17 protein-coding genes and 9 pseudogenes are annotated in these 24,550 nt (G+C 51.3%); 12 read left to right on the top strand and 14 right to left on the bottom strand.

What is annotated here, in order from left to right; all coding sequences use genetic code 11:
* Positions 1 to 64 precede the first annotated feature (64 nt).
* The 3 genes and pseudogenes from CU081_RS25080 to CU081_RS25070 form a co-directional block, all read right to left on the bottom strand.
* Positions 65 to 469 (bottom strand): annotated as a pseudogene (locus CU081_RS25080) (IS91 family transposase); the annotation flags it as partial.
* Between the two features lie 209 nt (positions 470 to 678).
* Positions 679 to 1,539: a broad-spectrum class A beta-lactamase TEM-1 gene (locus CU081_RS25075; RefSeq protein ID WP_000027057.1), complete on the bottom strand. Its 861-nt coding sequence runs from the start codon at positions 1,537 to 1,539 to the stop codon at positions 679 to 681.
* Between the two features lie 182 nt (positions 1,540 to 1,721).
* Complete coding sequence (locus CU081_RS25070; protein ID WP_001235713.1) at positions 1,722 to 2,279, bottom strand: recombinase family protein; 558 nt, start codon at positions 2,277 to 2,279, stop codon at positions 1,722 to 1,724.
* 163 nt (positions 2,280 to 2,442) lie between these two features.
* On the opposite strand from CU081_RS25070, the pseudogene CU081_RS26195 reads away from it, so the two are divergent.
* The 3 genes and pseudogenes from CU081_RS26195 to CU081_RS25055 all read left to right on the top strand — a co-directional run.
* Positions 2,443 to 2,649: pseudogene (locus CU081_RS26195) on the top strand (DUF4158 domain-containing protein); the annotation flags it as partial.
* Positions 2,650 to 2,842: 193 nt separating this feature from the next.
* Complete coding sequence (locus CU081_RS25060; protein WP_000608644.1) at positions 2,843 to 4,105, top strand: IS1380-like element ISEcp1 family transposase; 1,263 nt, start codon at positions 2,843 to 2,845, stop codon at positions 4,103 to 4,105.
* A 255-nt stretch (positions 4,106 to 4,360) separates the two neighbouring features.
* The gene (locus tag CU081_RS25055) at positions 4,361 to 5,236 is read left to right on the top strand and encodes an extended-spectrum class A beta-lactamase CTX-M-15 (RefSeq protein ID WP_000239590.1); all 876 of its coding nucleotides are present in this window, start codon (positions 4,361 to 4,363) and stop codon (positions 5,234 to 5,236) included.
* A 46-nt stretch (positions 5,237 to 5,282) separates the two neighbouring features.
* Here CU081_RS25055 and CU081_RS25050 read toward each other — a convergent pair.
* Positions 5,283 to 5,627: pseudogene (locus CU081_RS25050) on the bottom strand (WbuC family cupin fold metalloprotein); the annotation flags it as partial.
* Positions 5,628 to 5,640: 13 nt separating this feature from the next.
* On the opposite strand from CU081_RS25050, the pseudogene CU081_RS25045 reads away from it, so the two are divergent.
* Both CU081_RS25045 and CU081_RS25040 read left to right on the top strand, forming a co-directional pair.
* Positions 5,641 to 7,869: pseudogene (locus CU081_RS25045) on the top strand (Tn3-like element Tn3 family transposase); the annotation flags it as partial.
* A 67-nt stretch (positions 7,870 to 7,936) separates the two neighbouring features.
* On the top strand, positions 7,937 to 8,641 hold the full coding sequence (locus CU081_RS25040; RefSeq protein WP_001067855.1) for an IS6-like element IS26 family transposase: 705 nt from the start codon (positions 7,937 to 7,939) through the stop codon (positions 8,639 to 8,641).
* Here CU081_RS25040 and CU081_RS25035 read toward each other — a convergent pair.
* From CU081_RS25035 to aac(3)-IIe, 3 genes are all read right to left on the bottom strand, one after another.
* Positions 8,587 to 9,743 (bottom strand): IS3 family transposase gene (locus CU081_RS25035; RefSeq protein ID WP_165587319.1). Its coding sequence is split into 2 segments (ribosomal slippage): positions 8,587 to 9,485 and positions 9,485 to 9,743, totalling 1,158 coding nucleotides; the frame shifts between segments, so codons are not numbered across the junction. The genes CU081_RS25040 and CU081_RS25035 overlap by 55 nt on opposite strands.
* A gap of 91 nt (positions 9,744 to 9,834) precedes the next feature.
* The gene (locus tag CU081_RS25030) at positions 9,835 to 10,377 is read right to left on the bottom strand and encodes an AAA family ATPase (protein ID WP_002063889.1); all 543 of its coding nucleotides are present in this window, start codon (positions 10,375 to 10,377) and stop codon (positions 9,835 to 9,837) included.
* Positions 10,378 to 10,389: 12 nt separating this feature from the next.
* On the bottom strand, positions 10,390 to 11,250 hold the full coding sequence (gene aac(3)-IIe / locus CU081_RS25025; RefSeq protein WP_000557452.1) for an aminoglycoside N-acetyltransferase AAC(3)-IIe: 861 nt from the start codon (positions 11,248 to 11,250) through the stop codon (positions 10,390 to 10,392).
* A 106-nt stretch (positions 11,251 to 11,356) separates the two neighbouring features.
* Here aac(3)-IIe and CU081_RS25020 point away from each other — a divergent pair, with 106 nt between their 5' ends.
* The gene (locus tag CU081_RS25020) at positions 11,357 to 12,061 is read left to right on the top strand and encodes an IS6-like element IS26 family transposase (RefSeq protein WP_001067855.1); all 705 of its coding nucleotides are present in this window, start codon (positions 11,357 to 11,359) and stop codon (positions 12,059 to 12,061) included.
* A 53-nt stretch (positions 12,062 to 12,114) separates the two neighbouring features.
* Here CU081_RS25020 and CU081_RS25015 read toward each other — a convergent pair.
* From CU081_RS25015 to CU081_RS25000, 4 genes and pseudogenes are all read right to left on the bottom strand, one after another.
* Positions 12,115 to 12,555: pseudogene (locus CU081_RS25015) on the bottom strand (CatB-related O-acetyltransferase); the annotation flags it as partial.
* Positions 12,556 to 12,692: 137 nt separating this feature from the next.
* Complete coding sequence (locus tag CU081_RS25010) at positions 12,693 to 13,523, bottom strand: oxacillin-hydrolyzing class D beta-lactamase OXA-1 (RefSeq protein WP_001334766.1); 831 nt, start codon at positions 13,521 to 13,523, stop codon at positions 12,693 to 12,695.
* A 130-nt stretch (positions 13,524 to 13,653) separates the two neighbouring features.
* Positions 13,654 to 14,208: a fluoroquinolone-acetylating aminoglycoside 6'-N-acetyltransferase AAC(6')-Ib-cr5 gene (locus tag CU081_RS25005; RefSeq protein ID WP_063840321.1), complete on the bottom strand. Its 555-nt coding sequence runs from the start codon at positions 14,206 to 14,208 to the stop codon at positions 13,654 to 13,656.
* Between the two features lie 143 nt (positions 14,209 to 14,351).
* Positions 14,352 to 15,056, bottom strand: a complete 705-nt coding sequence (locus tag CU081_RS25000; RefSeq protein WP_001067855.1) for an IS6-like element IS26 family transposase — start codon at positions 15,054 to 15,056, stop codon at positions 14,352 to 14,354.
* A 65-nt stretch (positions 15,057 to 15,121) separates the two neighbouring features.
* Here CU081_RS25000 and CU081_RS24995 point away from each other — a divergent pair.
* Positions 15,122 to 15,634 (top strand): annotated as a pseudogene (locus tag CU081_RS24995) (Tn3 family transposase); the annotation flags it as partial.
* Between the two features lie 23 nt (positions 15,635 to 15,657).
* On the opposite strand, the gene CU081_RS24990 reads toward CU081_RS24995, so the two are convergent.
* The gene (locus CU081_RS24990; protein ID WP_000509965.1) at positions 15,658 to 16,263 is read right to left on the bottom strand and encodes a recombinase family protein; all 606 of its coding nucleotides are present in this window, start codon (positions 16,261 to 16,263) and stop codon (positions 15,658 to 15,660) included.
* A gap of 94 nt (positions 16,264 to 16,357) precedes the next feature.
* On the opposite strand from CU081_RS24990, the gene CU081_RS24985 reads away from it, so the two are divergent.
* From CU081_RS24985 to CU081_RS24975, 3 genes and pseudogenes are all read left to right on the top strand, one after another.
* Positions 16,358 to 19,255, top strand: coding sequence for a Tn3-like element Tn5403 family transposase (locus CU081_RS24985; RefSeq protein ID WP_001553819.1), 2,898 nt, complete (start codon positions 16,358 to 16,360; stop codon positions 19,253 to 19,255).
* 33 nt (positions 19,256 to 19,288) lie between these two features.
* Positions 19,289 to 19,513, top strand: a pseudogene (locus CU081_RS24980) (nucleotide-binding domain containing protein); the annotation flags it as partial.
* Positions 19,506 to 19,841, top strand: a pseudogene (locus CU081_RS24975) (class II aldolase/adducin family protein); the annotation flags it as partial. The pseudogenes CU081_RS24980 and CU081_RS24975, both read left to right, overlap by 8 nt.
* Before the next feature lie 41 nt (positions 19,842 to 19,882).
* On the opposite strand, the gene CU081_RS24970 reads toward CU081_RS24975, so the two are convergent.
* Positions 19,883 to 20,587 (bottom strand): IS6-like element IS26 family transposase, encoded by a 705-nt coding sequence (locus CU081_RS24970; RefSeq protein WP_001067855.1) that lies wholly within the window; start codon positions 20,585 to 20,587, stop codon positions 19,883 to 19,885.
* Positions 20,588 to 20,622: 35 nt separating this feature from the next.
* Positions 20,623 to 20,838: pseudogene (locus CU081_RS24965) on the bottom strand (NAD(P)-dependent dehydrogenase); the annotation flags it as partial.
* Positions 20,839 to 21,086: 248 nt separating this feature from the next.
* On the opposite strand from CU081_RS24965, the gene CU081_RS24960 reads away from it, so the two are divergent.
* Together CU081_RS24960 and CU081_RS24955 are read left to right on the top strand one after the other, a co-directional pair.
* Positions 21,087 to 21,440 carry a hypothetical protein gene (locus CU081_RS24960; protein ID WP_022631167.1) on the top strand — a complete coding sequence of 118 codons (354 nt, stop codon included), beginning with the start codon at positions 21,087 to 21,089 and terminating at the stop codon, positions 21,438 to 21,440.
* A gap of 25 nt (positions 21,441 to 21,465) precedes the next feature.
* A complete protein-coding gene (locus tag CU081_RS24955; protein ID WP_004199413.1) occupies positions 21,466 to 24,483 on the top strand; it encodes a Tn3-like element IS3000 family transposase in 3,018 nt (1,005 codons plus the stop codon).
* Positions 24,484 to 24,550: the final 67 nt, after the last annotated feature.

Raw genomic sequence — 24,550 nt, 5'->3', positions numbered from 1 at the left:
CACCGGAGAATATCGCTGGCCAAAGCCTTAGCGTAGGATTCCGCCCCTTCCCGCAAACGACCCCAAACAGGAAACGCAGCTGAAACGGGAAGCTCAACACCCACTGACGCATGGGTTGTTCAGGCAGTACTTCATCAACCAGCAAGGCGGCACTTTCGGCCATCCGCCGCGCCCCACAGCTCGGGCAGAAACCGCGACGCTTACAGCTGAAAGCGACCAGGTGCTCGGCGTGGCAAGACTCGCAGCGAACCCGTAGAAAGCCATGCTCCAGCCGCCCGCATTGGAGAAATTCTTCAAATTCCCGTTGCACATAGCCCGGCAATTCCTTTCCCTGCTCTGCCATAAGCGCAGCGAATGCCGGGTAATACTCGTCAACGATCTGATAGAGAAGGGTTTGCTCGGGTCGGTGGCTCTGGTAACGACCAGTATCCCGATCCCGGCTGGCCGTCCTGGCCGCCACATGAGGCATGTTCCGCGTCCTTGCAATACTGTGTTTACATACAGTCTATCGCTTAGCGGAAAGTTCTTTTAGGGGTCTGACGCTCAGTGGAACGAAAACTCACGTTAAGGGATTTTGGTCATGAGATTATCAAAAAGGATCTTCACCTAGATCCTTTTAAATTAAAAATGAAGTTTTAAATCAATCTAAAGTATATATGAGTAAACTTGGTCTGACAGTTACCAATGCTTAATCAGTGAGGCACCTATCTCAGCGATCTGTCTATTTCGTTCATCCATAGTTGCCTGACTCCCCGTCGTGTAGATAACTACGATACGGGAGGGCTTACCATCTGGCCCCAGTGCTGCAATGATACCGCGAGACCCACGCTCACCGGCTCCAGATTTATCAGCAATAAACCAGCCAGCCGGAAGGGCCGAGCGCAGAAGTGGTCCTGCAACTTTATCCGCCTCCATCCAGTCTATTAATTGTTGCCGGGAAGCTAGAGTAAGTAGTTCGCCAGTTAATAGTTTGCGCAACGTTGTTGCCATTGCTGCAGGCATCGTGGTGTCACGCTCGTCGTTTGGTATGGCTTCATTCAGCTCCGGTTCCCAACGATCAAGGCGAGTTACATGATCCCCCATGTTGTGCAAAAAAGCGGTTAGCTCCTTCGGTCCTCCGATCGTTGTCAGAAGTAAGTTGGCAGCAGTGTTATCACTCATGGTTATGGCAGCACTGCATAATTCTCTTACTGTCATGCCATCCGTAAGATGCTTTTCTGTGACTGGTGAGTACTCAACCAAGTCATTCTGAGAATAGTGTATGCGGCGACCGAGTTGCTCTTGCCCGGCGTCAACACGGGATAATACCGCACCACATAGCAGAACTTTAAAAGTGCTCATCATTGGAAAACGTTCTTCGGGGCGAAAACTCTCAAGGATCTTACCGCTGTTGAGATCCAGTTCGATGTAACCCACTCGTGCACCCAACTGATCTTCAGCATCTTTTACTTTCACCAGCGTTTCTGGGTGAGCAAAAACAGGAAGGCAAAATGCCGCAAAAAAGGGAATAAGGGCGACACGAAAATGTTGAATACTCATACTCTTCCTTTTTCAATATTATTGAAGCATTTACCAGGGTTATTGTCTCATGAGCGGATACATATTTGAATGTATTTAGAAAAATAAACAAATAGGGGTTCCGCGCACATTTCCCCGAAAAGTGCCACCTGACGTCTAAGAAACCATTATTATCATGACATTAACCTATAAAAATAGGCGTATCACGAGGCCCTTTCGTCTTCAAGAATTTTATAAACCGTGGAGCGGGCAATACTGAGCTGATGAGCAATTTCCGTTGCACCAGTGCCCTTCTGATGAAGCGTCAGCACGACGTTCCTGTCCACGGTACGCCTGCGGCCAAATTTGATTCCTTTCAGCTTTGCTTCCTGTCGGCCCTCATTCGTGCGTTCTAGGATCCTCCGGCGTTCAGCCTGTGCCACAGCCGACAGGATGGTGACCACCATTTGCCCCATATCACCGTCGGTACTGATCCCGTCATCAATGAACCGGACTGCCACGCCCTGAGCGTCAAATTCCTTTATCAGTTGGATCATATCGGCAGTGTCGCGGCCAAGACGGTCGAGCTTCTTAACCAGAATGACATCACCTTCCTCCACCTTCATCCTCAGCAAATCCAGCCCTTCCCGGTCTGTTGAACTGCCGGATGCCTTATCGGTAAATATACGGTTTGCTTTCACACCTGCGTCTTTGAGTGCTCTGACCTGAAGATCAAGAGACTGCTGACTGGTTGAGACCCGAGCGTAACCAAAAAGTCGCATAAAAATGTACCTTAAATCGAATATCGGACAACTCATGTCTATTATTACAAATTTACGATTTAATAGACATATTAATGTAACAGTTTTACGATGTCCGATAATTTATAACATTTCGTACGGTTGGAAAAATGTTACTAAATGCCCGTCAGGCAGGGAGGCCGATATGCCCGTTGACTTTCTGACCACTGAGCAGACTGAAAGCTATGGCAGATTCACCGGTGAACCGGATGAGCTTCAGCTGGCACGATATTTTCACCTTGATGAAGCAGACAAGGAATTTATCGGAAAAAGCAGAGGTGATCACAACCGTCTGGGCATTGCCCTGCAAATTGGATGTGTCCGTTTTCTGGGCACCTTCCTCACCGATATGAATCATACCTAGATTCTACGTCAGTACTTCAAAAAGCATAATCAAAGCCTTGATAAATATGCATTCCTTCGAAATTCAGCTTTCACCCATTGGGTGAAAGAAAAGTGCTCAAAAATATGTTAAATTATCAGCTTTTATGACTCGATATATGGTAAAATAATAGTAAGAAAAGTAGTAAAAAGGGGTTCTAATTATGATTAATAAAATTGATTTCAAAGCTAAGAATCTAACATCAAATGCAGGTCTTTTTCTGCTCCTTGAGAATGCAAAAAGCAATGGGATTTTTGATTTTATTGAAAATGACCTCGTATTTGATAATGACTCAACAAATAAAATCAAGATGAATCATATAAAGACCATGCTCTGCGGTCACTTCATTGGCATTGATAAGTTAGAACGTCTAAAGCTACTTCAAAATGATCCCCTCGTCAACGAGTTTGATATTTCCGTAAAAGAACCTGAAACAGTGTCACGGTTTCTAGGAAACTTCAACTTCAAGACAACCCAAATGTTTAGAGACATTAATTTTAAAGTCTTTAAAAAACTGCTCACTAAAAGTAAATTGACATCCATTACGATTGATATTGATAGTAGTGTAATTAACGTAGAAGGTCATCAAGAAGGTGCGTCAAAAGGATATAATCCTAAGAAACTGGGAAACCGATGCTACAATATCCAATTTGCATTTTGCGACGAATTAAAAGCATATGTTACCGGATTTGTAAGAAGTGGCAATACTTACACTGCAAACGGTGCTGCGGAAATGATCAAAGAAATTGTTGCTAACATCAAATCAGACGATTTAGAAATTTTATTTCGAATGGATAGTGGCTACTTTGATGAAAAAATTATCGAAACGATAGAATCTCTTGGATGCAAATATTTAATTAAAGCCAAAAGTTATTCTACACTCACCTCACAAGCAACGAATTCATCAATTGTATTCGTTAAAGGAGAAGAAGGTAGAGAAACTACAGAACTGTATACAAAATTAGTTAAATGGGAAAAAGACAGAAGATTTGTCGTATCTCGCGTACTGAAACCAGAAAAAGAAAGAGCACAATTATCACTTTTAGAAGGTTCCGAATACGACTACTTTTTCTTTGTAACAAATACTACCTTGCTTTCTGAAAAAGTAGTTATATACTATGAAAAGCGTGGTAATGCTGAAAACTATATCAAAGAAGCCAAATACGACATGGCGGTGGGTCATCTCTTGCTAAAGTCATTTTGGGCGAATGAAGCCGTGTTTCAAATGATGATGCTTTCATATAACCTATTTTTGTTGTTCAAGTTTGATTCCTTGGACTCTTCAGAATACAGACAGCAAATAAAGACCTTTCGTTTGAAGTATGTATTTCTTGCAGCAAAAATAATCAAAACCGCAAGATATGTAATCATGAAGTTGTCGGAAAACTATCCGTACAAGGGAGTGTATGAAAAATGTCTGGTATAATAAGAATATCATCAATAAAATTGAGTGTTGCTCTGTGGATAACTTGCAGAGTTTATTAAGTATCATTGCAGCAAAGATGAAATCAATGATTTATCAAAAATGATTGAAAGGTGGTTGTAAATAATGTTACAATGTGTGAGAAGCAGTCTAAATTCTTCGTGAAATAGTGATTTTTGAAGCTAATAAAAAACACACGTGGAATTTAGGGACTATTCATGTTGTTGTTATTTCGTATCTTCCAGAATAAGGAATCCCATGGTTAAAAAATCACTGCGCCAGTTCACGCTGATGGCGACGGCAACCGTCACGCTGTTGTTAGGAAGTGTGCCGCTGTATGCGCAAACGGCGGACGTACAGCAAAAACTTGCCGAATTAGAGCGGCAGTCGGGAGGCAGACTGGGTGTGGCATTGATTAACACAGCAGATAATTCGCAAATACTTTATCGTGCTGATGAGCGCTTTGCGATGTGCAGCACCAGTAAAGTGATGGCCGCGGCCGCGGTGCTGAAGAAAAGTGAAAGCGAACCGAATCTGTTAAATCAGCGAGTTGAGATCAAAAAATCTGACCTTGTTAACTATAATCCGATTGCGGAAAAGCACGTCAATGGGACGATGTCACTGGCTGAGCTTAGCGCGGCCGCGCTACAGTACAGCGATAACGTGGCGATGAATAAGCTGATTGCTCACGTTGGCGGCCCGGCTAGCGTCACCGCGTTCGCCCGACAGCTGGGAGACGAAACGTTCCGTCTCGACCGTACCGAGCCGACGTTAAACACCGCCATTCCGGGCGATCCGCGTGATACCACTTCACCTCGGGCAATGGCGCAAACTCTGCGGAATCTGACGCTGGGTAAAGCATTGGGCGACAGCCAACGGGCGCAGCTGGTGACATGGATGAAAGGCAATACCACCGGTGCAGCGAGCATTCAGGCTGGACTGCCTGCTTCCTGGGTTGTGGGGGATAAAACCGGCAGCGGTGGCTATGGCACCACCAACGATATCGCGGTGATCTGGCCAAAAGATCGTGCGCCGCTGATTCTGGTCACTTACTTCACCCAGCCTCAACCTAAGGCAGAAAGCCGTCGCGATGTATTAGCGTCGGCGGCTAAAATCGTCACCGACGGTTTGTAATAGCGGAAACGGAATGGGGAAACTCATTCCGTTTTTGTTTATCGCCTTAGACGGCAAAAGTGCTGTCGCCCACCTGCGCTTGCGCATACCAGGCCATAAGCTCCGTGGTTCCTGGTTCTCCTTCCGCTGGAGCCCAGTGCGCATAGTCATCGGCAGCCACGGGTTGATAGCCACCGTGTTTTACTTCAAAAATTATGCCACCGGTATCCAGCGACAGCACGGCATGCCAGGTTCCTGCGGCCATCTCCAGCACCGTACAGGTTTCCCCCAATATCGCCCGATGGGTGACGGTACCCCGATCGTCAAAATTCAGCACCACGAAACGACCCCTTAATGGCAACAGTAGCTCGAAGGTGTGAGGGTGTCGGTGCGGGCGCACGTAGGTCCCAGGTCATATTCCTTCCGGCGTCCGGCATTTTACCGCCAGACAGCTCGGGATTCGTGATATCACCGTTCTTGCAGAATACGGTCAGAGGGAAAATACCCGCCGTGAGCATGCAGCGCTGATACGTCAGCACTATCAGTATCGTGAATTTGCCTGGCCCTGGACATTTCGCCTTACCCGTCTTTTATATACCCGGAGCTGGATAAGCAACGAACGTCCTGGCCTGCTTTTCGATCTGGCGACAGGGTGGCTTATGCAACATCGTATTATTCTCCCCGGAGCCACTACGCTGACCCGGTTGATTTCAGAGGTAAGGGAAAAGGCGACGTTGCGCCTGTGGAACAAACTGGCACTGATACCGTCAGCCGAACAGCGTTCACAGCTGGAGATGCTGCTGGGGCCAACTGATTGCAGCCGCCTGTCTTTACTGGAATCACTGAAAAAGGGCCCTGTGACCATCAGTGGTCCGGCGTTTAATGAAGCAATTGAACGCTGGAAAACTCTGAACGATTTTGGCCTGCATGCTGAAAACCTGAGTACACTCCCGGCTGTGCGCCTGAAAAATCTCGCACGTTATGCTGGTATGACTTCGGTGTTCAATATTGCCAGGATGTCACCGCAGAAAAGGATGGCGGTTCTGGTTGCCTTTGTCCTTGCATGGGAAACGCTGGCGCTGGATGATGCATTGGACGTTCTGGACGCCATGCTGGCCGTTATCATCCGTGACGCCAGAAAGATTGGGCAGAAAAAACGGCTCCGCTCGCTGAAGGATCTGGATAAATCTGCATTGGCGCTCGCCAGCGCATGTTCGTACCTGCTGAAAGAAGAAACACCGGACGAATCGATTCGTGCTGAGGTGTTCAGCTACATCCCAAGGCAAAAGCTGGCTGAAATCATCACGCTTGTCCGTGAAATTGCCCGGCCCTCAGACGATAATTTTCATGAAGAAATGGTGGAGCAGTACGGGCGCGTTCGTCGTTTCCTGCCCCATCTGCTGAATACCGTTAAATTTTCATCCGCACCTGCCGGGGTTACCACTCTGAATGCCTGTGACTACCTCAGCCGGGAGTTCAGCTCACGGCGGCAGTTTTTTGACGACGCACCAACGGAAATTATCAGTCGGTCATGGAAACGGCTGGTGATTAACAAGGAAAAACATATCACCCGCAGGGGATACACGCTCTGCTTTCTCAGTAAACTGCAGGATAGTCTGAGGCGGAGGGATGTCTACGTTACCGGCAGTAACCGGTGGGGAGATCCTCGTGCAAGATTACTACAGGGTGCTGACTGGCAGGCAAACCGGATTAAGGTTTATCGTTCTTTGGGGCACCCGACAGACCCGCAGGAAGCAATAAAATCTCTGGGTCATCAGCTTGATAGTCGTTACAGACAGGTTGCTGCACGTCTTTGCGAAAATGAGGCTGTCGAACTCGATGTTTCTGGCCCGAAGCCCCGGTTGACAATTTCTCCCCTCGCCAGTCTTGATGAGCCGGACAGTCTGAAACGACTGAGCAAAATGATCAGTGATCTACTCCCTCCGGTGGATTTAACGGAGTTGCTGCTCGAAATTAACGCCCATACCGGATTTGCTGATGAGTTTTTCCATGCTAGTGAAGCCAGTGCCAGAGTTGATGATCTGCCCGTCAGCATCAGCGCCGTGCTGATGGCTGAAGCCTGCAATATCGGTCTGGAACCACTGATCAGATCAAATGTTCCTGCACTGACCCGACACCGGCTGAACTGGACAAAAGCGAACTATCTGCGGGCTGAAACTATCACCAGCGCTAATGCCAGACTGGTTGATTTTCAGGCAACGCTGCCACTGGCACAGATATGGGGTGGAGGAGAAGTGGCATCTGCAGATGGAATGCGCTTTGTTACGCCAGTCAGAACAATCAATGCCGGACCGAACCGCAAATACTTTGGTAATAACAGAGGGATCACCTGGTACAACTTTGTGTCCGATCAGTATTCCGGCTTTCATGGCATCGTTATACCGGGGACGCTGAGGGACTCTATCTTTGTGCTGGAAGGTCTTCTGGAACAGGAGACCGGGCTGAATCCAACCGAAATTATGACCGATACAGCAGGTGCCAGCGAACTTGTCTTTGGCCTTTTCTGGCTGCTGGGATACCAGTTTTCTCCACGCCTGGCTGATGCCGGTGCTTCGGTTTTCTGGCGAATGGACCATGATGCCGACTATGGCGTGCTGAATGATATTGCCAGAGGGCAATCAGATCCCCGAAAAATAGGGCACTGTTGCAAATAGTCGGTGGTGATAAACTTATCATCCCCTTTTGCTGATGGAGCTGCACATGAACCCATTCAAAGGCCGGCATTTTCAGCGTGACATCATTCTGTGGGCCGTACGCTGGTACTGCAAATACGGCATCAGTTACCGTGAGCTGCAGGAGATGCTGGCTGAACGCGGAGTGAATGTCGATCACTCCACGATTTACCGCTGGGTTCAGCGTTATGCGCCTGAAATGGAAAAACGGCTGCGCTGGTACTGGCGTAACCCTTCCGATCTTTGCCCGTGGCACATGGATGAAACCTACGTGAAGGTCAATGGCCGCTGGGCGTATCTGTACCGGGCCGTCGACAGCCGGGGCCGCACTGTCGATTTTTATCTCTCCTCCCGTCGTAACAGCAAAGCTGCATACCGGTTTCTGGGTAAAATCCTCAACAACGTGAAGAAGTGGCAGATCCCGCGATTCATCAACACGGATAAAGCGCCCGCCTATGGTCGCGCGCTTGCTCTGCTCAAACGCGAAGGCCGGTGCCCGTCTGACGTTGAACACCGACAGATTAAGTACCGGAACAACGTGATTGAATGCGATCATGGCAAACTGAAACGGATAATCGGCGCCACGCTGGGATTTAAATCCATGAAGACGGCTTACGCCACCATCAAAGGTATTGAGGTGATGCGTGCACTACGCAAAGGCCAGGCCTCAGCATTTTATTATGGTGATCCCCTGGGCGAAATGCGCCTGGTAAGCAGAGTTTTTGAAATGTAAGGCCTTTGAATAAGACAAAAGGCTGCCTCATCGCTAACTTTGCAACAGTGCCAATGTGGGCGTCTGGTGTTGTAGAAGTTCAGATATCGGGCGATGCCAGCGCGTGCCTCGGACACAGTCTTGTAGGCATGGAGGTAGACTTCCTCGTATTTGATCGAACGCCAGAGCCGCTCGACGAAGACATTGTCTCGCCACGCACCCTTGCCATCCATCGAGATGGCAATCTGTGACCTCTTCAGCACGGCGGTGAAGTCGATGGAGGTGAACTGCGATCCCTGGTCGGTATTGAAGATTTCCGGCCTGCCATGACGGGCAAGTGCCTCCTCCACCGCCTCGATGCAGAAGGCTGCTTCCATCGTGATCGACAACCGCCATGACAAGACCTTCCGGCTGAACCAGTCCACGACGGCGCACAGATAGACAAATCCCCGCGCCATGGGGATGTAGGTCAGGTCCATTGCCCACACCTGATTGGGCCGGGTGACTGCCAGCTTTCGTATGTGCCCTGGCGCTGGTTTCGAGGTGTTCGGGCGGCGGTAGATCGCCTTGATGCCCATCTTCTTCATCAGCGTGGCGACGTGTCGCCGCCCGGTCTCCAGACCTTCTCCTCTCAAGAGCCCTTGCAACATCCGACTTCCGGCAAAGGGGTAGTCGAGATGCAATTCGTCAATCCGGCGCATAAGGGCCAGATCGCCGTCAGACACCGGACGAGGCAGATAGTAGACGCTGCCACGGCTGAAGCCGAGAAGCTTCGCCTGGCGCACGACGGATAGCTTGTGCTCGCGGTCGATCATTTCTTTCCGCCCAGCAATCCCGCCTTGCCGAGCGCACCGGATAAAAAATCGTTCTCCAGTGTCAGTTCGCCGATTTTCGCGTGCAGCGTTTTGACATCGATGGTCGGACCCGACGGCTCCGCTTTCGTTTCATCGCCGAACACACCTGTCGCCCCCTCAAGGAGCTGGTCTTTCCATTGCTTGATCTGGTTGGCGTGCACATCGAACTGCTGGGACAACTCCACCAGCGTCTGCTCACCTCGGATGGCGGCAAGTGCCACCTTCGCCTTGAAAGCCGGGCTATGGTTCCGGCGCGGTCGTCTCGTCATGGTCTCTCCTGTTCCCGGCATCTAAGCCGAAGTCAGGCAGAAACTCCACTTATCCCCGCTGTGCAGATTTCCCGAGCCAGCTCTAAGGCGATCAGGTGCGCTGATCGAGTCTGTCGAGCACCATCGCTGCAAGTTCATCGCTGGTGTGTGCACCACTATCGAGAACACGGGTTGTGGACGGAAGCCGTTCCCTTGCGGCCAAGCATCGGGCGACATTCGCTAATCGCCACTCTCGAATCTCCGCATTCCGATTCGGGTCAGGATGCATGGTCTGGTTCGAGATCCGGTGACGCAATAGGTCCTCGTTAAGCATCAGAAAGATGTGCAGCAGCTGATCGTCGATCTGCCTTAACCCGTCGAGTATCTCAGTCAGATAGTCCGGGTGCACGAGCGTCATTGGGATGATGATGTCCTGCGAGTAATTCCTGCGAATCTCGCTGACCGCAGCGATCGTAAGTCCCCTCCACAAGGGGAGATCCTGATAGTCTCCGCTCGCTGGTATGGGGACCGTTTCTTTCACCACGAACCCGATTTCCTCAGGGTCAAAGATCAGCGATTTCGGACGCCGATCGCGCAGCCGCTCAGCGAGAGTCGTCTTTCCGGCGCCGAAAGGTCCGTTGATCCAGATTATCATTGTCGACGGCCTCTAACCGGAAGGCTCGCAAGAGCGCTGGGCGGCTTCGTGTGCTGGCACGATCGGAGTGGCTCCGAAGTGCTTCTCAAGATAGGTGACGCCGAACGTCACGATGTCCTGCGCGTCGAACAGGTAGCACTGAGCAAAGCCCACGACACCTTCTCGATGGCGACCGAGCTTCACGTAAGCATTTGCTATAGTTTCGACCGCATCCGGCTTTCCTTCGATAGCAAAGCAATCGAGAATGCCGTTTGAATCGTATTCTGATGCCGTTTTCCAGGCGACTTCACCGTTTCTTCCAAGCATCGGCATCTCATACGTCACCCATCGTTTGTTGGGGATATCCGCAACCGCCTCGGCGTAGTGCAATGCGGTAACGGAGTTTAGCGGCGCACCCAACAGCAGGGCCTTCCCGCCAAGGCGGACGAACCGCTCGACGGGCGACCCTTCCCCCAAGGCGTGACCGAGTTCGTGAGGCTCCGTCAGCGTTTCAGCTAGCGGACCAACCGCGACCATCGATGCATCGGGGTGCGCGCTGCGCCGCGCGCCGGGGGCTTGAACCAGAAATTGATTCAGCAGGCCGAACCCACGGTAAGTCCCGGCCGTTGCGGGATCGAACGGCGGCCAGGTACGGCGGGCTTTGTCATCCAACCGAGCGCCATTCAGAGTCTCCTCGTAGGGTGATCGGTCCCACGACGCGTATCCCATCACAGTGCCAGTCGGCCCAACCGCGGAGCGTAACGCGGCAACGACCGTCTCCGCTCCTCCTTCGACCGGACCAATCGCTTTAAGTGAGGCATGCACCATCAACAGGTCACCGGTTTGGACTCCTAATTTTCGAATTGCCTCCGTTATTGCCTTCCGCGTATGCATCGCGATATCTCCTCTAAACTGCAAAACACTATACCTATCGAGAGGCACTGTTGCAAATAGTCGGTGGTGATAAACTTATCATCCCCTTTTGCTGATGGAGCTGCACATGAACCCATTCAAAGGCCGGCATTTTCAGCGTGACATCATTCTGTGGGCCGTACGCTGGTACTGCAAATACGGCATCAGTTACCGTGAGCTGCAGGAGATGCTGGCTGAACGCGGAGTGAATGTCGATCACTCCACGATTTACCGCTGGGTTCAGCGTTATGCGCCTGAAATGGAAAAACGGCTGCGCTGGTACTGGCGTAACCCTTCCGATCTTTGCCCGTGGCACATGGATGAAACCTACGTGAAGGTCAATGGCCGCTGGGCGTATCTGTACCGGGCCGTCGACAGCCGGGGCCGCACTGTCGATTTTTATCTCTCCTCCCGTCGTAACAGCAAAGCTGCATACCGGTTTCTGGGTAAAATCCTCAACAACGTGAAGAAGTGGCAGATCCCGCGATTCATCAACACGGATAAAGCGCCCGCCTATGGTCGCGCGCTTGCTCTGCTCAAACGCGAAGGCCGGTGCCCGTCTGACGTTGAACACCGACAGATTAAGTACCGGAACAACGTGATTGAATGCGATCATGGCAAACTGAAACGGATAATCGGCGCCACGCTGGGATTTAAATCCATGAAGACGGCTTACGCCACCATCAAAGGTATTGAGGTGATGCGTGCACTACGCAAAGGCCAGGCCTCAGCATTTTATTATGGTGATCCCCTGGGCGAAATGCGCCTGGTAAGCAGAGTTTTTGAAATGTAAGGCCTTTGAATAAGACAAAAGGCTGCCTCATCGCTAACTTTGCAACAGTGCCCCACATCTTTTGTCACCAACGAGCGGCTGCCTATCACCGCACCGTGCCCGATCTTGATTCCGGGCATGACCATTGCCTCAGAGCCGATCCAAACGTCATTGCCAATGACAGTATTACCTGCTTTTTGGAAGGCATCGAGTGCGCTTGAGAATGCAGGTTCTTCCTGCATATAAAAGAACGGGAAAGATGATGCCCAGTCGTACCGATGCCCCTGATTGCCAGCCATGATAAAGGAAGCCCCACTCCCGATAGAGCAGAAACTACCGATGATCAACTTATCAACGTCATCACGGTCCGGAAACAGATACCGTGCGCAGTCATCGAATGAGTGCCCATGATAGTAGCCAGAGTAATAGCTGTACCGCCCAACTTTGATATTGGGGTTCTTCACTTGCTCAGAAAGCAGCTTGCCTTTGAAGGGGCTATCAAAGTAGTTGGTCATAAGAGATCCCGCGGTCTGTGACTTTGCCGTCTAACGTTTGAAATAAGGGGCGCCGAGCGCCAGCGAGGGGAGCCAAAAGCTTGCTTTTGGCCGTCCCGACTTGATTGAAGGGTTGGGCGATTTTGCCATTAGATTTTTTATAAATTTAGTGTGTTTAGAATGGTGATCGCATTTTTCTTGGCTTTTATGCTTGATGTTAAATTCGACCCCAAGTTTCCTGTAAGTGCGGACACAAAAACATATTTATGTCCTGATTTGCTTATAATAAACCCTTCAAACCATCCGTTTTGTAAGGTTCTATTTGCTGTGAATCCTGCACCAGTTTTCCCATACAGTTTTGTACTATTATCCAGATCTTGTAGATACATGTTCTCTATGGTGTTTTCTATGGCTGAGTTTTTAACTGGGAGATTGTGATTAATAATTTTACGCAGGAATTGAATTTGTTCTTCTGGTGAAATTTTTAAGCTACTTTCGAGCCATGCTTCTGTTAATCCGTTGTTTCTTTCTTTATCTCCAGAGAAGTCTTGATTTCCATAATCAAAATCTTTGAGATAATTCTTGATTTTATTTAATCCAATTTTTTGGGTTATTTCTTGCGAAACCCAAACAACAGAAAATTGCATCCACGTCTTTGGTGTATGATTGCTGTTCCAGATCTCCATTCCTTTGGGGGTTTTATCCCATTTGAATATGGTTTTCTGATCTATTATTTCCGCATCAAATGCCATAAGTGATAATGCGATCTTGAAAGTTGAATCTGGTGCCATTTGCGTTGCACACTTTGCTTTATTGAATTGAGCAATTTCAGCGTTTGTGGATGCATCGTAAAGTAAAAAACAACCTTCAGTTCCTTCAAATAATGGAGATGCAACAGTAGAGATATCTGTTGATGCACTGGCGCTGCTGTAGATAATATTTGCAATTATTAAAAAAATAGCGAAGTTGATATGTATTGTGTTTTTCATAATAAGTATTGGTTTGGTAAAGGGCTTAATTTTAACGGCTAACAATTAATGAGGCTCCGGGTTCGCCCAACGTTTGACATGAGGGGCGGCCAAGGGCGCCAGCCCTTGGACGTCCCCCTCGATGGAAGGGTTAGGCATCACTGCGTGTTCGCTCGAATGCCTGGCGTGTTTGAACCATGTACACGGCTGGACCATATGGGGTGGTTACGGTACCTTGCCTCTCAAACCCCGCTTTCTCGTAGCATCGGATCGCTCGCAAGTTGCTCGGCGACGGGTCCGTTTGGATCTTGGTGACCTCGGGATCATTGAACAGCAACTCAACCAGAGCTCGAACCAGCTTGGTTCCCAAGCCTTTGCCCAGTTGTGATGCATTCGCCAGTAACTGGTCTATTCCGCGTACTCCTGGATCGGTTTCTTCTTCCCACCGTCCGTCCCCGCTTCCAAGAGCAACGTACGACTGGGCATACCCAATCGGCTCTCCATTCAGCATTGCAATGTATGGAGTGACGGACTCTTGCGCTAAAACGCTTGGCAAGTACTGTTCCTGTACGTCAGCAAGTGTCGGGCGTGCTTCTTCTCCGCCCCACCACTCGACGATATGAGATCGATTTAGCCACTCATAGAGCATCGCAAGGTCATGCTCAGTCATGAGGCGCAGTGTGACGGAATCGTTGCTGTTGGTCACGATGCTGTACTTTGTGATGCCTAACTTTGTTTTTGCGTTGCTCATGATGTCTAACTCCCAATTTGTGTAGGGCTTATTATGCACGCTTAAAGGCACTGTTGCAAAGTTAGCGATGAGGCAGCCTTTTGTCTTATTCAAAGGCCTTACATTTCAAAAACTCTGCTTACCAGGCGCATTTCGCCCAGGGGATCACCATAATAAAATGCTGAGGCCTGGCCTTTGCGTAGTGCACGCATCACCTCAATACCTTTGATGGTGGCGTAAGCCGTCTTCATGGATTTAAATCCCAGCGTGGCGCCGATTATCCGTTTCAGTTTGCCATGATCGCATTCAATCACGTTGTTCCGGTACTTAATCTGTCGGTGTTCAACGTCAGACGGGCACCGGCCTTCGCGTTTGAGCAGAGCAAGCGCGCGACCATAGGCGGGCGCTTTATCCGTGTTGATGAATCGCGGGATCTGCCACTTCTTCACGTTGTTGAGGATTTTACCCAGAAACCGGTATGCAGCTTTGCTGTTACGACGGGAGGAGAGATAAAAATCGACAGTGCGGCCCCGGCTGTCGACGGCCCGGTACAGATACGCCCAGCGGCCATTGACCTTCACGTAGGTTTCATCCATGTGCCACGGGCAAAGATCGGAAGGGTTACGCCAGTACCAGCGCAGCCGTTTTTCCATTTCAGGCGCATAACGCTGAACCCAGCGGTAAATCGTGGAGTGATCGACATTCACTCCGCGTTCAGCCAGCATCTCCTGCAGCTCACGGTAACTGATGCCGTATTTGCAGTACCAGCGTACGGCCCACAGAATGATGTCACGCTGAAAATGCCGGCCTTTGAATGGGTTCATGTGCAGCTCCATCAGCAAAAGGGGATGATAAGTTTATCACCACCGACTATTTGCAACAGTGCCACTTCGACGACTACCTGCTGCCGGCCGAGAAGTTCGCCGCACTCAAGCGCGAGCAGGCCCTGCCCCTGGCGATCAACCCGAACAGCGACCAGTACCTGGAAGAGCGTTTGCAGCTGCTGGACGAGCAGTTGGCCACCGTCACCCGCCTGGCCAAGGACAACGAGCTGCCCGATGCCATCCTCACCGAGTCAGGGCTGAAAATCACCCCGCTGGATGCGGCGGTGCCGGATCGGGCGCAGGCGCTGATCGACCAAACCAGCCAGTTACTGCCGCGCATCAAGATCACCGAACTGCTGATGGACGTGGACGACTGGACGGGCTTCAGCCGCCACTTCACCCACTTGAAGGACGGGGCCGAGGCCAAAGACAGGACGTTGCTGCTGTCCGCAATCCTCGGTGATGCGATCAACCTCGGGCTGACCAAGATGGCCGAGTCGAGCCCCGGCCTGACCTACGCCAAGCTGTCCTGGCTGCAAGCCTGGCACATCCGCGACGAAACCTATTCGGGGTCGGTTCCGGCTGAGGGCGAAATGACACCCTAAGCGTTAGCTCTGTGTCGTTGCACGATGTCAGCGACGGTATTCTTGCTGATACCGAGCTCGCGTGCGATCCAGCGATAGCTGCGTCCCTCGGCCCTCATCGCAACCACCTTAGGCAAAAGTCGGTCTGATTTTGGTCGCACTCCGGCCTGACGACCAAGCCTCTTACCACGTGCCTTCGCAACAGCAAGGCCTGACTTGACCCGCTCGCTGATGAGATCCCGCTCAAACTCCGCAATGCCGGAAAGAAACGTCGCCAGCATTCGTCCATACGGCGACGAAAGATCGAACGCCATTCCATTCATGGCTATCACGGAAACCTTCCAGTTCTCCAGTTCACGTAGCGTATTGAGCAGATCGAGCGTCGAGCGCCCCCACCGGGAAAGCTCAGTGACCAGGATTGCATCAATTTGTCTGGACTGGGCAAGCGCCAGGACTTTCTTTCGCTCGGCCCGGTCGAGTTTAGTTCCTGAACCTGTTTCCTTAAATATTCCCACCACGTCGTAGCCGGCACAGCCGGCGAAGGCTCGCAGATCAAATTCCTGGCGTTCACAAGACTGATCCGCTGTTGAAACCCGGCAGTAAATGGCGGCACGATGTCCCAATTGAACCCTCCTGGATTTTTGTATCGGAACGCCCTGATTTATATGGGCTGGCTGTTGTCCAAAACAGACTATACTTCAAAAGGGACGAATTTGTATGTCACGACGCCATATTTTCACCGAACGGCAGCGAGCAGCGCTGTTCGATCTGCCCACGGACGAACTGTCGCTACTGAAGTTCTACACGCTGGGCGATGATGACCTGGAAAACATTAGGCAGCGCCGCAGACCGGAAAACAGGATTGGCTTTGCCCTGCAACTTTGTGCCTTACGATATCCGGGCCGTGCACTGGCTCCTGGTGAGATGATCCCGCGTGAAGTCCTTTCCTTCGTCGGTGCTCAGCTTGGAGTTCCGGCTGATGCGCTTCTCACTTATGCCACACGGCGCCAAACCCGTCAGCAGCACATGGACACGCTGCGCGAAATTTACGGCTACAAGACCTTCACGGGCCGTGGTGCCCGTGATCTGCGGGAGTGGACTTTCGGCCAGGCCGAAGATGCCAGATCAAACGAGGATCTTGCTCATCGTTTTATTGTGCGGTGTCGGGAAACTTCCACCATTCTGCCCGCAGTATCGACAATCGAGCGCTTGTGCGCGGATGCTCTGGTCGCCGCTGAGCGGCGGATTGAAACGCGGATTGCGGAAAATTTAACAGCGGATGTTCGCGATCACCTGGACAAACTTCTGAGTGAAATGCTCGCCGGCAATATCAGTCGTTTCATCTGGCTTCGCAACTTCGAGGTTGGTAACAACTCGGCTGCTGCTAACCGTTTGCTCGACAGGCTCGAATTTCTGCGTACCCTGAATATCAATCATAGTGCTTTGGCCAGCATACCTGCCCATCGCATTGCCCGGCTGCGTCGGCAGGGTGAACGCTACTTCACCGACGGTTTGCGTGACATCACTTCGGACCGCCGCTGGGCGATCCTTGCCGTCTGTGTTGTGGAGTGGGAAGCGGCGATTGCTGATGCCATAGTCGAAACCCATGACAGGATCGTAGGAAAAACCTGGCGGGAAGCGAAGCGCCAGCATGACGAAACAATTTCCGGCTCTAAAGCCACACTCACGGATACGATCCGTACCTTCACCGCGCTGGGAGCTTCGTTGCTTGAGGCCCGCAGTGACGGAACCCCGCTGGAGATGGCTGTCGCCAGTTCGGTTGCATGGGACCGGCTCGCTCAACTGGTAGCGACAGGGACTCAACTCAGCAACACGCTAGCCGATGAGCCTCTTGCATATGTCGGGCAGGGATACCATCGCTTTCGTCGTTATGCGCCCCGCATGTTGCGCTGTCTGAAGCTCGAAGCCGCGCCGGTCGCCGGACCATTGGTAGCAGCAGCTTTGTCGATCGGAGAGATGAAAGGTGTTGCATCGCCAGAAAGGCGTTTCCTGCGGCCCAGCTCCAAATGGAACCGTCATTTACGAGCTCAGGAAAAAGGAGATACCCGTCTTTGGGAAGTGGCGGTACTCTTTCACCTCCGGGATGCTTTTCGTTCCGGAGATGTCTGGCTCGCTCATTCGCGCCGCTATGGTGACCTCAAGCAGGTACTGGTGCCGATGATCGCGGCGCAGGAAAATGCAAAACTGGCCGTGCCTTCCAACCCACAGGATTGGCTGGCAGACAGAAAGGCGCGACTCACGATCGCTCTTAAGCGGCTGGCCCGGGCTGCCCGTAACGGCACTATTCCGCACGGTAGCATAGAAGATGGAACGTTGCGGATCGACAGGTTGACAGCAGACGTGCCGGATGGTGCCGAGGCACTCATACTGGATCTGTATCGCCGAATGCCGTCCGTTCGGATTACCGACATGCTGCTTGAAGTTGATGCAGCCCTTGGTTTCACAGATGCGTTTACCCATCTGAGAACCGGGGCTCCATGTCGCGACCGGATCGGTCTGCTCAACGTCCTGCTCGCTGAAGGGCTCAATCTGGGCCTGCGTAAGATGGCGGAAGCTACAAACACGCATGATTACTGGCAGCTCTCACGCCTTGCCCGCTGGCATGTTGAAAGCGAAGCCATGAACCAGGCATTGGCAATTGTGGTGGCCGCGCAGGGTAAACTGCCGATGTCACGCGTCTGGGGGATGGGCACGTCAGCATCGAGCGATGGTCAGTTTTTCCCGACAGCGCGGCATGGCGAAGCCATGAACATGGTCAATGCCAAATATGGTTCTGTTCCCGGCCTCAAAGCGTATACTCACGTAAGCGACCAGTTCGCGCCATTCGCTTGTCAGTCGATCCCGGCGACCGTGAGCGAGGCACCGTATATTCTCGATGGACTACTGATGAACGAGGTCGGTCGCCATGTTCGCGAACAGTATGCCGATACAGCAGGATTCACCGACCATTTGTTCGGAGCCAGTAGCCTGCTCGGCTACAATCTCGTTCTGCGAATCAGGGATCTGCCATCGAAGCGGTTGTACGTATTTAATCCCGATACGACCCCCAGGGAGTTACGCAAGTTGGTAGGTGGAAAAGCCCGGGAGGATCTTATCGTTGCGAACTGGCCTGATATTTTCCGTTGTGCCGCGACGATGACCGCTGGCAAAATCAGGCCCAGCCAACTCCTGCGCAAGCTCGCTTCTTACCCACGACAAAACAACCTTGCAGTTGCGCTTCGTGAAGTTGGTCGTATTGAACGGACCCTTTTCATTATTGAGTGGATCCTGGATACGGACATGCAGCGGCGTGCTCAGATCGGTCTTAACAAGGGAGAGGCCCACCATGCGCTCAAAAATGCGCTCCGTATCGGGAGGCAGGGGGAAATTCGCGATCGCACGACAGAGGGGCAGCACTACCGAATCGCTGGGCTCAATTTATTGACTGCGGTGATCATTTACTGGAATACCGTCCATCTTGGTCATGCCGTCACGGAGCGGCGGAACGAAGGGTTGGATGTTCCCCCTGAATTTCTTCCCCACATATCCCCATTGGGCTGGGCGCACATTCTACTGACTGGCGAATATCTTTGGCCCAAGGAACCGAAAGCTTAGGGTGTCATTTCGCCCTCAGCCGGAACCGACCCCCTGAAGGCGAACGGATTTACCCGCTTTATTGTGGCCGGAGGGGAAACGTCGAGCATTGTGGCGCAGACCCTGGGGGTTGAGGCGTTCCATATTGGGCCGACCATCTCCCCTGGCGTGCCCTGGGTGCGTGACACCCGCCAGCCGCTCTCCCTGGCGCTGAAGTCAGGTAACTTCGGCGATATCCAGTTCTTTGCCCGTGCCCAGCAGGAGTTTCGTCATGACTGAGCAACAACTGCGAGAGGAAATGGTGCAGATTGGCGCCTCGTTGTTTAGCCGCGGCTATGCCACCGGCTCCGCTGGCAATCTGTCGCTGCTGCTGCCGGACGGCAACCTGCTGGCGACGCCGACCGGCGCCTGCCTCGGCGAACTGCAGGCTCAGCGGTTGTCGGTGGTGACGCTGCAAGGGGAATGGATCTCCGGCGACAAACCGTCGAAAGAGGTCACTTTTCACCGGGCGGTCTATTTGCACAACCCGGCCTGCAAGGCGATCGTCCACTTGCACAGCCACTATCTGACCGCGCTCTCCTGCCTGCAGGGGCTCGGGCACTGTTGCAAAGTTAGCGATGAGGCAGCCTTTTGTCTTATTCAAAGGCCTTACATTTCAAAAACTCTGCTTACCAGGCGCATTTCGCCCAGGGGATCACCATAATAAAATGCTGAGGCCTGGCCTTTGCGTAGTGCACGCATCACCTCAATACCTTTGATGGTGGCGTAAGCCGTCTTCATGGATTTAAATCCCAGCGTGGCGCCGATTATCCGTTTCAGTTTGCCATGATCGCATTCAATCACGTTGTTCCGGTACTTAATCTGTCGGTGTTCAACGTCAGACGGGCACCGGCCTTCGCGTTTGAGCAGAGCAAGCGCGCGACCATAGGCGGGCGCTTTATCCGTGTTGATGAATCGCGGGATCTGCCACTTCTTCACGTTGTTGAGGATTTTACCCAGAAACCGGTATGCAGCTTTGCTGTTACGACGGGAGGAGAGATAAAAATCGACAGTGCGGCCCCGGCTGTCGACGGCCCGGTACAGATACGCCCAGCGGCCATTGACCTTCACGTAGGTTTCATCCATGTGCCACGGGCAAAGATCGGAAGGGTTACGCCAGTACCAGCGCAGCCGTTTTTCCATTTCAGGCGCATAACGCTGAACCCAGCGGTAAATCGTGGAGTGATCGACATTCACTCCGCGTTCAGCCAGCATCTCCTGCAGCTCACGGTAACTGATGCCGTATTTGCAGTACCAGCGTACGGCCCACAGAATGATGTCACGCTGAAAATGCCGGCCTTTGAATGGGTTCATGTGCAGCTCCATCAGCAAAAGGGGATGATAAGTTTATCACCACCGACTATTTGCAACAGTGCCGTAATTAATACCTTGCGCCCATTCAGGCGACCGCTTCCCTGATAGCTGTCTTCTCCATGATCGGGGCGCGGTTGCATTTTCCCCGCCAGCCCGGGAAAGGGCTGCTGCTGCTGTTGAAAAGGCGGCGCCGGAAAACGCGCAGAATTGGTTTTATTGATGGTCTTTTTTTCCTTGTTTAAGCCAGCCATTCAATTACCTCTCATTATTTATCACAAAGACTAATAAGCGTAGACCAAAATGAATGGCATGACCTATATTATCCAGCTACACTTAATTTTCTCGGAATATTACCCCCCCTACTTTCCTCTACCGTTGCGCTTATATCCCCACCAACGTTAGATTTAATTTAAACAATATTATTTGAGACTTATCCAGTTCGCAGTGTTAATAAATAGCAACCACACTTAACATTTCAACCTTGGCAAAAGGAGAACATATGAAATTATCCATAACGCCATTATTATGTTGTTTTTTATTGTCGCCAGCGCTTGCTGATGATAACGGCGGGTTGAAAAATGATACAGCTCCACCGCCAGCCCACGCTCTGGATGAAGGTTATCGTGGGACTGAAGATGCAAGAATCATGACTGTCGAACAGGCCAAAACGATGCATGACGGTGCGACCATTTCTCTGCGAGGTAATCTCATCGAGGATCAAGACGGAGACAAATTTGGGGTTCTAGGGATTTTCCGTCCAAAAACGACAAAGTGCTCTGGAGGCCCCGCCGTCTGTGGCCTCCAGAGGGGTATTACTTTTTTCGAGATCCCTATTTGGGCTCTGTTTGAGTAAGATTTAGTCTTTTTGGGCTAAATCCATGGCATTCGAAGAACGTGTCCAAATCTTGTCCGAGGCAGAACAAGATGAGTTATATGGACCCCCCGCTTTCACCTCCGCCGACCAACGCTTCTTTTTCTCGCTGAACGATAAGGAACTGGCGATCGCTAAAAGCCTCCGTCATCGGGGCCAGCGTTACATGCTGGTGGTACTGCTGGGCTATTTCAAAGCCAAGCCGGTGGTGCTGAATCCCGGCTTTCATCAGATCAAGCAGGACCTCAAATACGTTTATCAAACCGTTCTACCAGGCCCAGGCTGTAGACCCTTTAATCTCACGCCAAAAGAGAACGAACGGATTTACCAACGTGTTTTCCAGCTCTGCAACTACCAGCGCTGGAATGTCAAAGACCATGGAGCGGCGTTGAGAGATTACTTATCCCAGCAAGCCAGAGCCTGGACAGCGCCTAGGCACCTCTTCGATGCGGCCAATGAATATTGTTCGGGGCAGAAGATCGCAATCCCTGCCTACAGCACGCTGCAAAAGATCATCAGTCAGGTGGTGGGAGACGAACAGGAACACATGGCCGCGCACCTTGAGCGTGCAATGTCACGCGGTCTTAAGCAAGCACTGGCGGAGCTCGTGAACGGCACAGGTCCACTGCCGTTCCGACAGTTGCGACAATCGGCTCGTAACTTCACCGGAACCGAGTTGGAGAAAGAACTGATTGTCTATCGCCATATCCAGCATTGGATGCCGGAAGTGGATCTGCTGTTGAGCACGCTATCACTGTCGCAGAAAAATCTGCAACACCTGGCAGAGAAAGTCGACTACTACGGTGCCAAACTGAAACGTCAAACCGTAGGCAGCCAATGGCTGTATTTATTGTGCTATCTTCAAACGCGATGGCAGCAAGCGCTGGAACGTATTGCCGATGGCTTTGTGCATCATGTCAGACAGACCAAACAGAAGGCAAAGGATTATGCGCAGGAAGCGGTGTTTAAGGATTGGCAAAAAGCAGCTAAAAATGTCAGCAAGGCAGCTGAAGTACTGCACCTGTTCATTGATGACAGCATTGATCTGCAACTACCGTTTGCAACAGTAAGACAGCAAGCACTGAGCCTGCTGACCAAAAGGGATCTGGAATCTGTATGTCTCTTCCTGAACGAGCAGCGACGATCGGTCGATGAAGCCATGTGGCAGTACTGCGACGAGAAAGAAAGTCTGCGGAAAGGTTTGCTGCGAGAGTTGTTCCTATGTCTGCGCTTCGAAGGCTGCGACGGCACCCAGCACTTAGCGGCCGCCTTGGCGAAAACACAAAACGAACTCAACGGCCAGGACGCTCAGTTGCAAACTGCCGACACCAGACTCCTTTCCAAAAAATCACGTGAATTCCTGCTGGATGGTGAAGGGAATATCCTGATCGATCGTTATGAGTGGTTCCTCTATCAACAGATTCCTGATCGCCTGAATGGCCAGCTGACGCTGCCTGATATCACTAAATACCGGGCACTCGACGCCGACCTGATCGACGGGGAACATTGGCGAAAAAACAAATATACGCTGCTTCAACAGAGCCATTTTACAAAATTAGCGGAGGAGCCTGAAAAGCTGATCAAACAGATGGCCATGGAATTGGATACCCGTTTGTACGAAGTCGGCGAATATCTTGAACAGGAAGACAACCGGAATATCATCTTGCGTAATCCGCAGGGTAAACGCTTCTGGCGCCTGCCTTCGGCCAGCAAACATCATCTGGTCAACAATCCCTTCTTCCAGCAAATTCCCACAACGGGGATTGCGGATGTACTGCGCATGGTTGATCGTGACACCGGTTTCATTGACTGCTTCGCTCATGTGCTGGGTTCCCAATCCAGAAGCCGTTCCCATGAATATGACCTGTTGGCAATTCTGGTCGGCAATGCAACCAATCAAGGCATTTACGGCATGGCACAGATCTCTGATCGTACCTATGATCAGCTCAGCACTATCCAGGCGAACTATCTTCGCCTGGAAACATTGAATGCTGCTAACGACAACATCAATAACGCGACAGCCAAGCTACCCATCTTCCGGTACTACAACATCCAGGAAGATGTGATCCACGCCAGTGCCGATGGTCAAAAGTTCGAAGCCCGGCGCGAGACCTTCAAAACCCGTTATTCGTCGAAGTACTTTGGCACTCAAAAAGGTGTTTCTGCCATGACCTTGATCGCCAATCACGCTGCGATCAACGCCAGAGTGATCGGCGCCAACGAACATGAATCGCACTACATCTTTGATTTGTTGATGAGCAATACGTCAGACATCATTCCGGATGTGCTCTCAACCGATACCCATGGGGTGAACCATGTGAACTTCGCGTTACTGGATCTGTTCGGATACCAGTTTGCCCCACGCTATGCCCAGGTTGGCAAAGTGATCAATGACATGTTTGATGTCAAGGAAGACAAAGAACACCGAATTCAGCTGTGCTTAAAAAAGCCAATCAATACCCATCGTATTGCGCAGCACTGGGATACCATCCAACGGATTGCAGTATCACTTAAGCAGCGGAAAACAACGCAAGCCACCTTGGTGAGAAAGCTCTCGGAGTACAAGCGCAATCACCCGCTGCTGGAAGCCCTGACGGAATACAATCGCCTGGTGAAAGCGAATTATCTACTGTGCTACATCGATGATGCCAGTTTAAGAAACTATGTTCAGCGCGCGCTGAACCGGGGAGAGGCCTATCACCAACTGCGTCGGGCCGTGAGCAGCGTCAATGGGGATCAGTTCCGGGGCAGTTCAGACGAAGAAATCCAGCTATGGAATGAGTGCGCTCGCCTGGTCACCAATGCCATCGTTTACTTCAACTCCAGGATACTCAGCCAGCTGTTGACCAGCTTCGAATACCAAGGAGATACCAAGAGAATAGATATCGTCAAACAGGCATCCCCTGTGGCCTGGCACAACATTAACCTCAAGGGGACTTACCACTTCGAATTGAGCGAAAAATTGCCAGATCTGGAGGAGCTTATGCGCTCAATCGAGGGATATTTACCCGTCAGCGAAAAGTAATACCCCTCTGGAGGCCACGGACGGCGCGGCCTCCAGAGCACTTTGTCGTTTTTGGACGGAAAATCCC

The sequence above is a fragment of the Enterobacter sp. CRENT-193 genome (genome assembly GCF_002787395.1).
GTDB classification, from domain to species: Bacteria; Pseudomonadota; Gammaproteobacteria; order Enterobacterales; family Enterobacteriaceae; genus Enterobacter; species Enterobacter hormaechei_C.
Note: the sequence above shows the minus strand (reverse complement) of the source record. Positions and strands in the feature narration are given on the sequence as shown.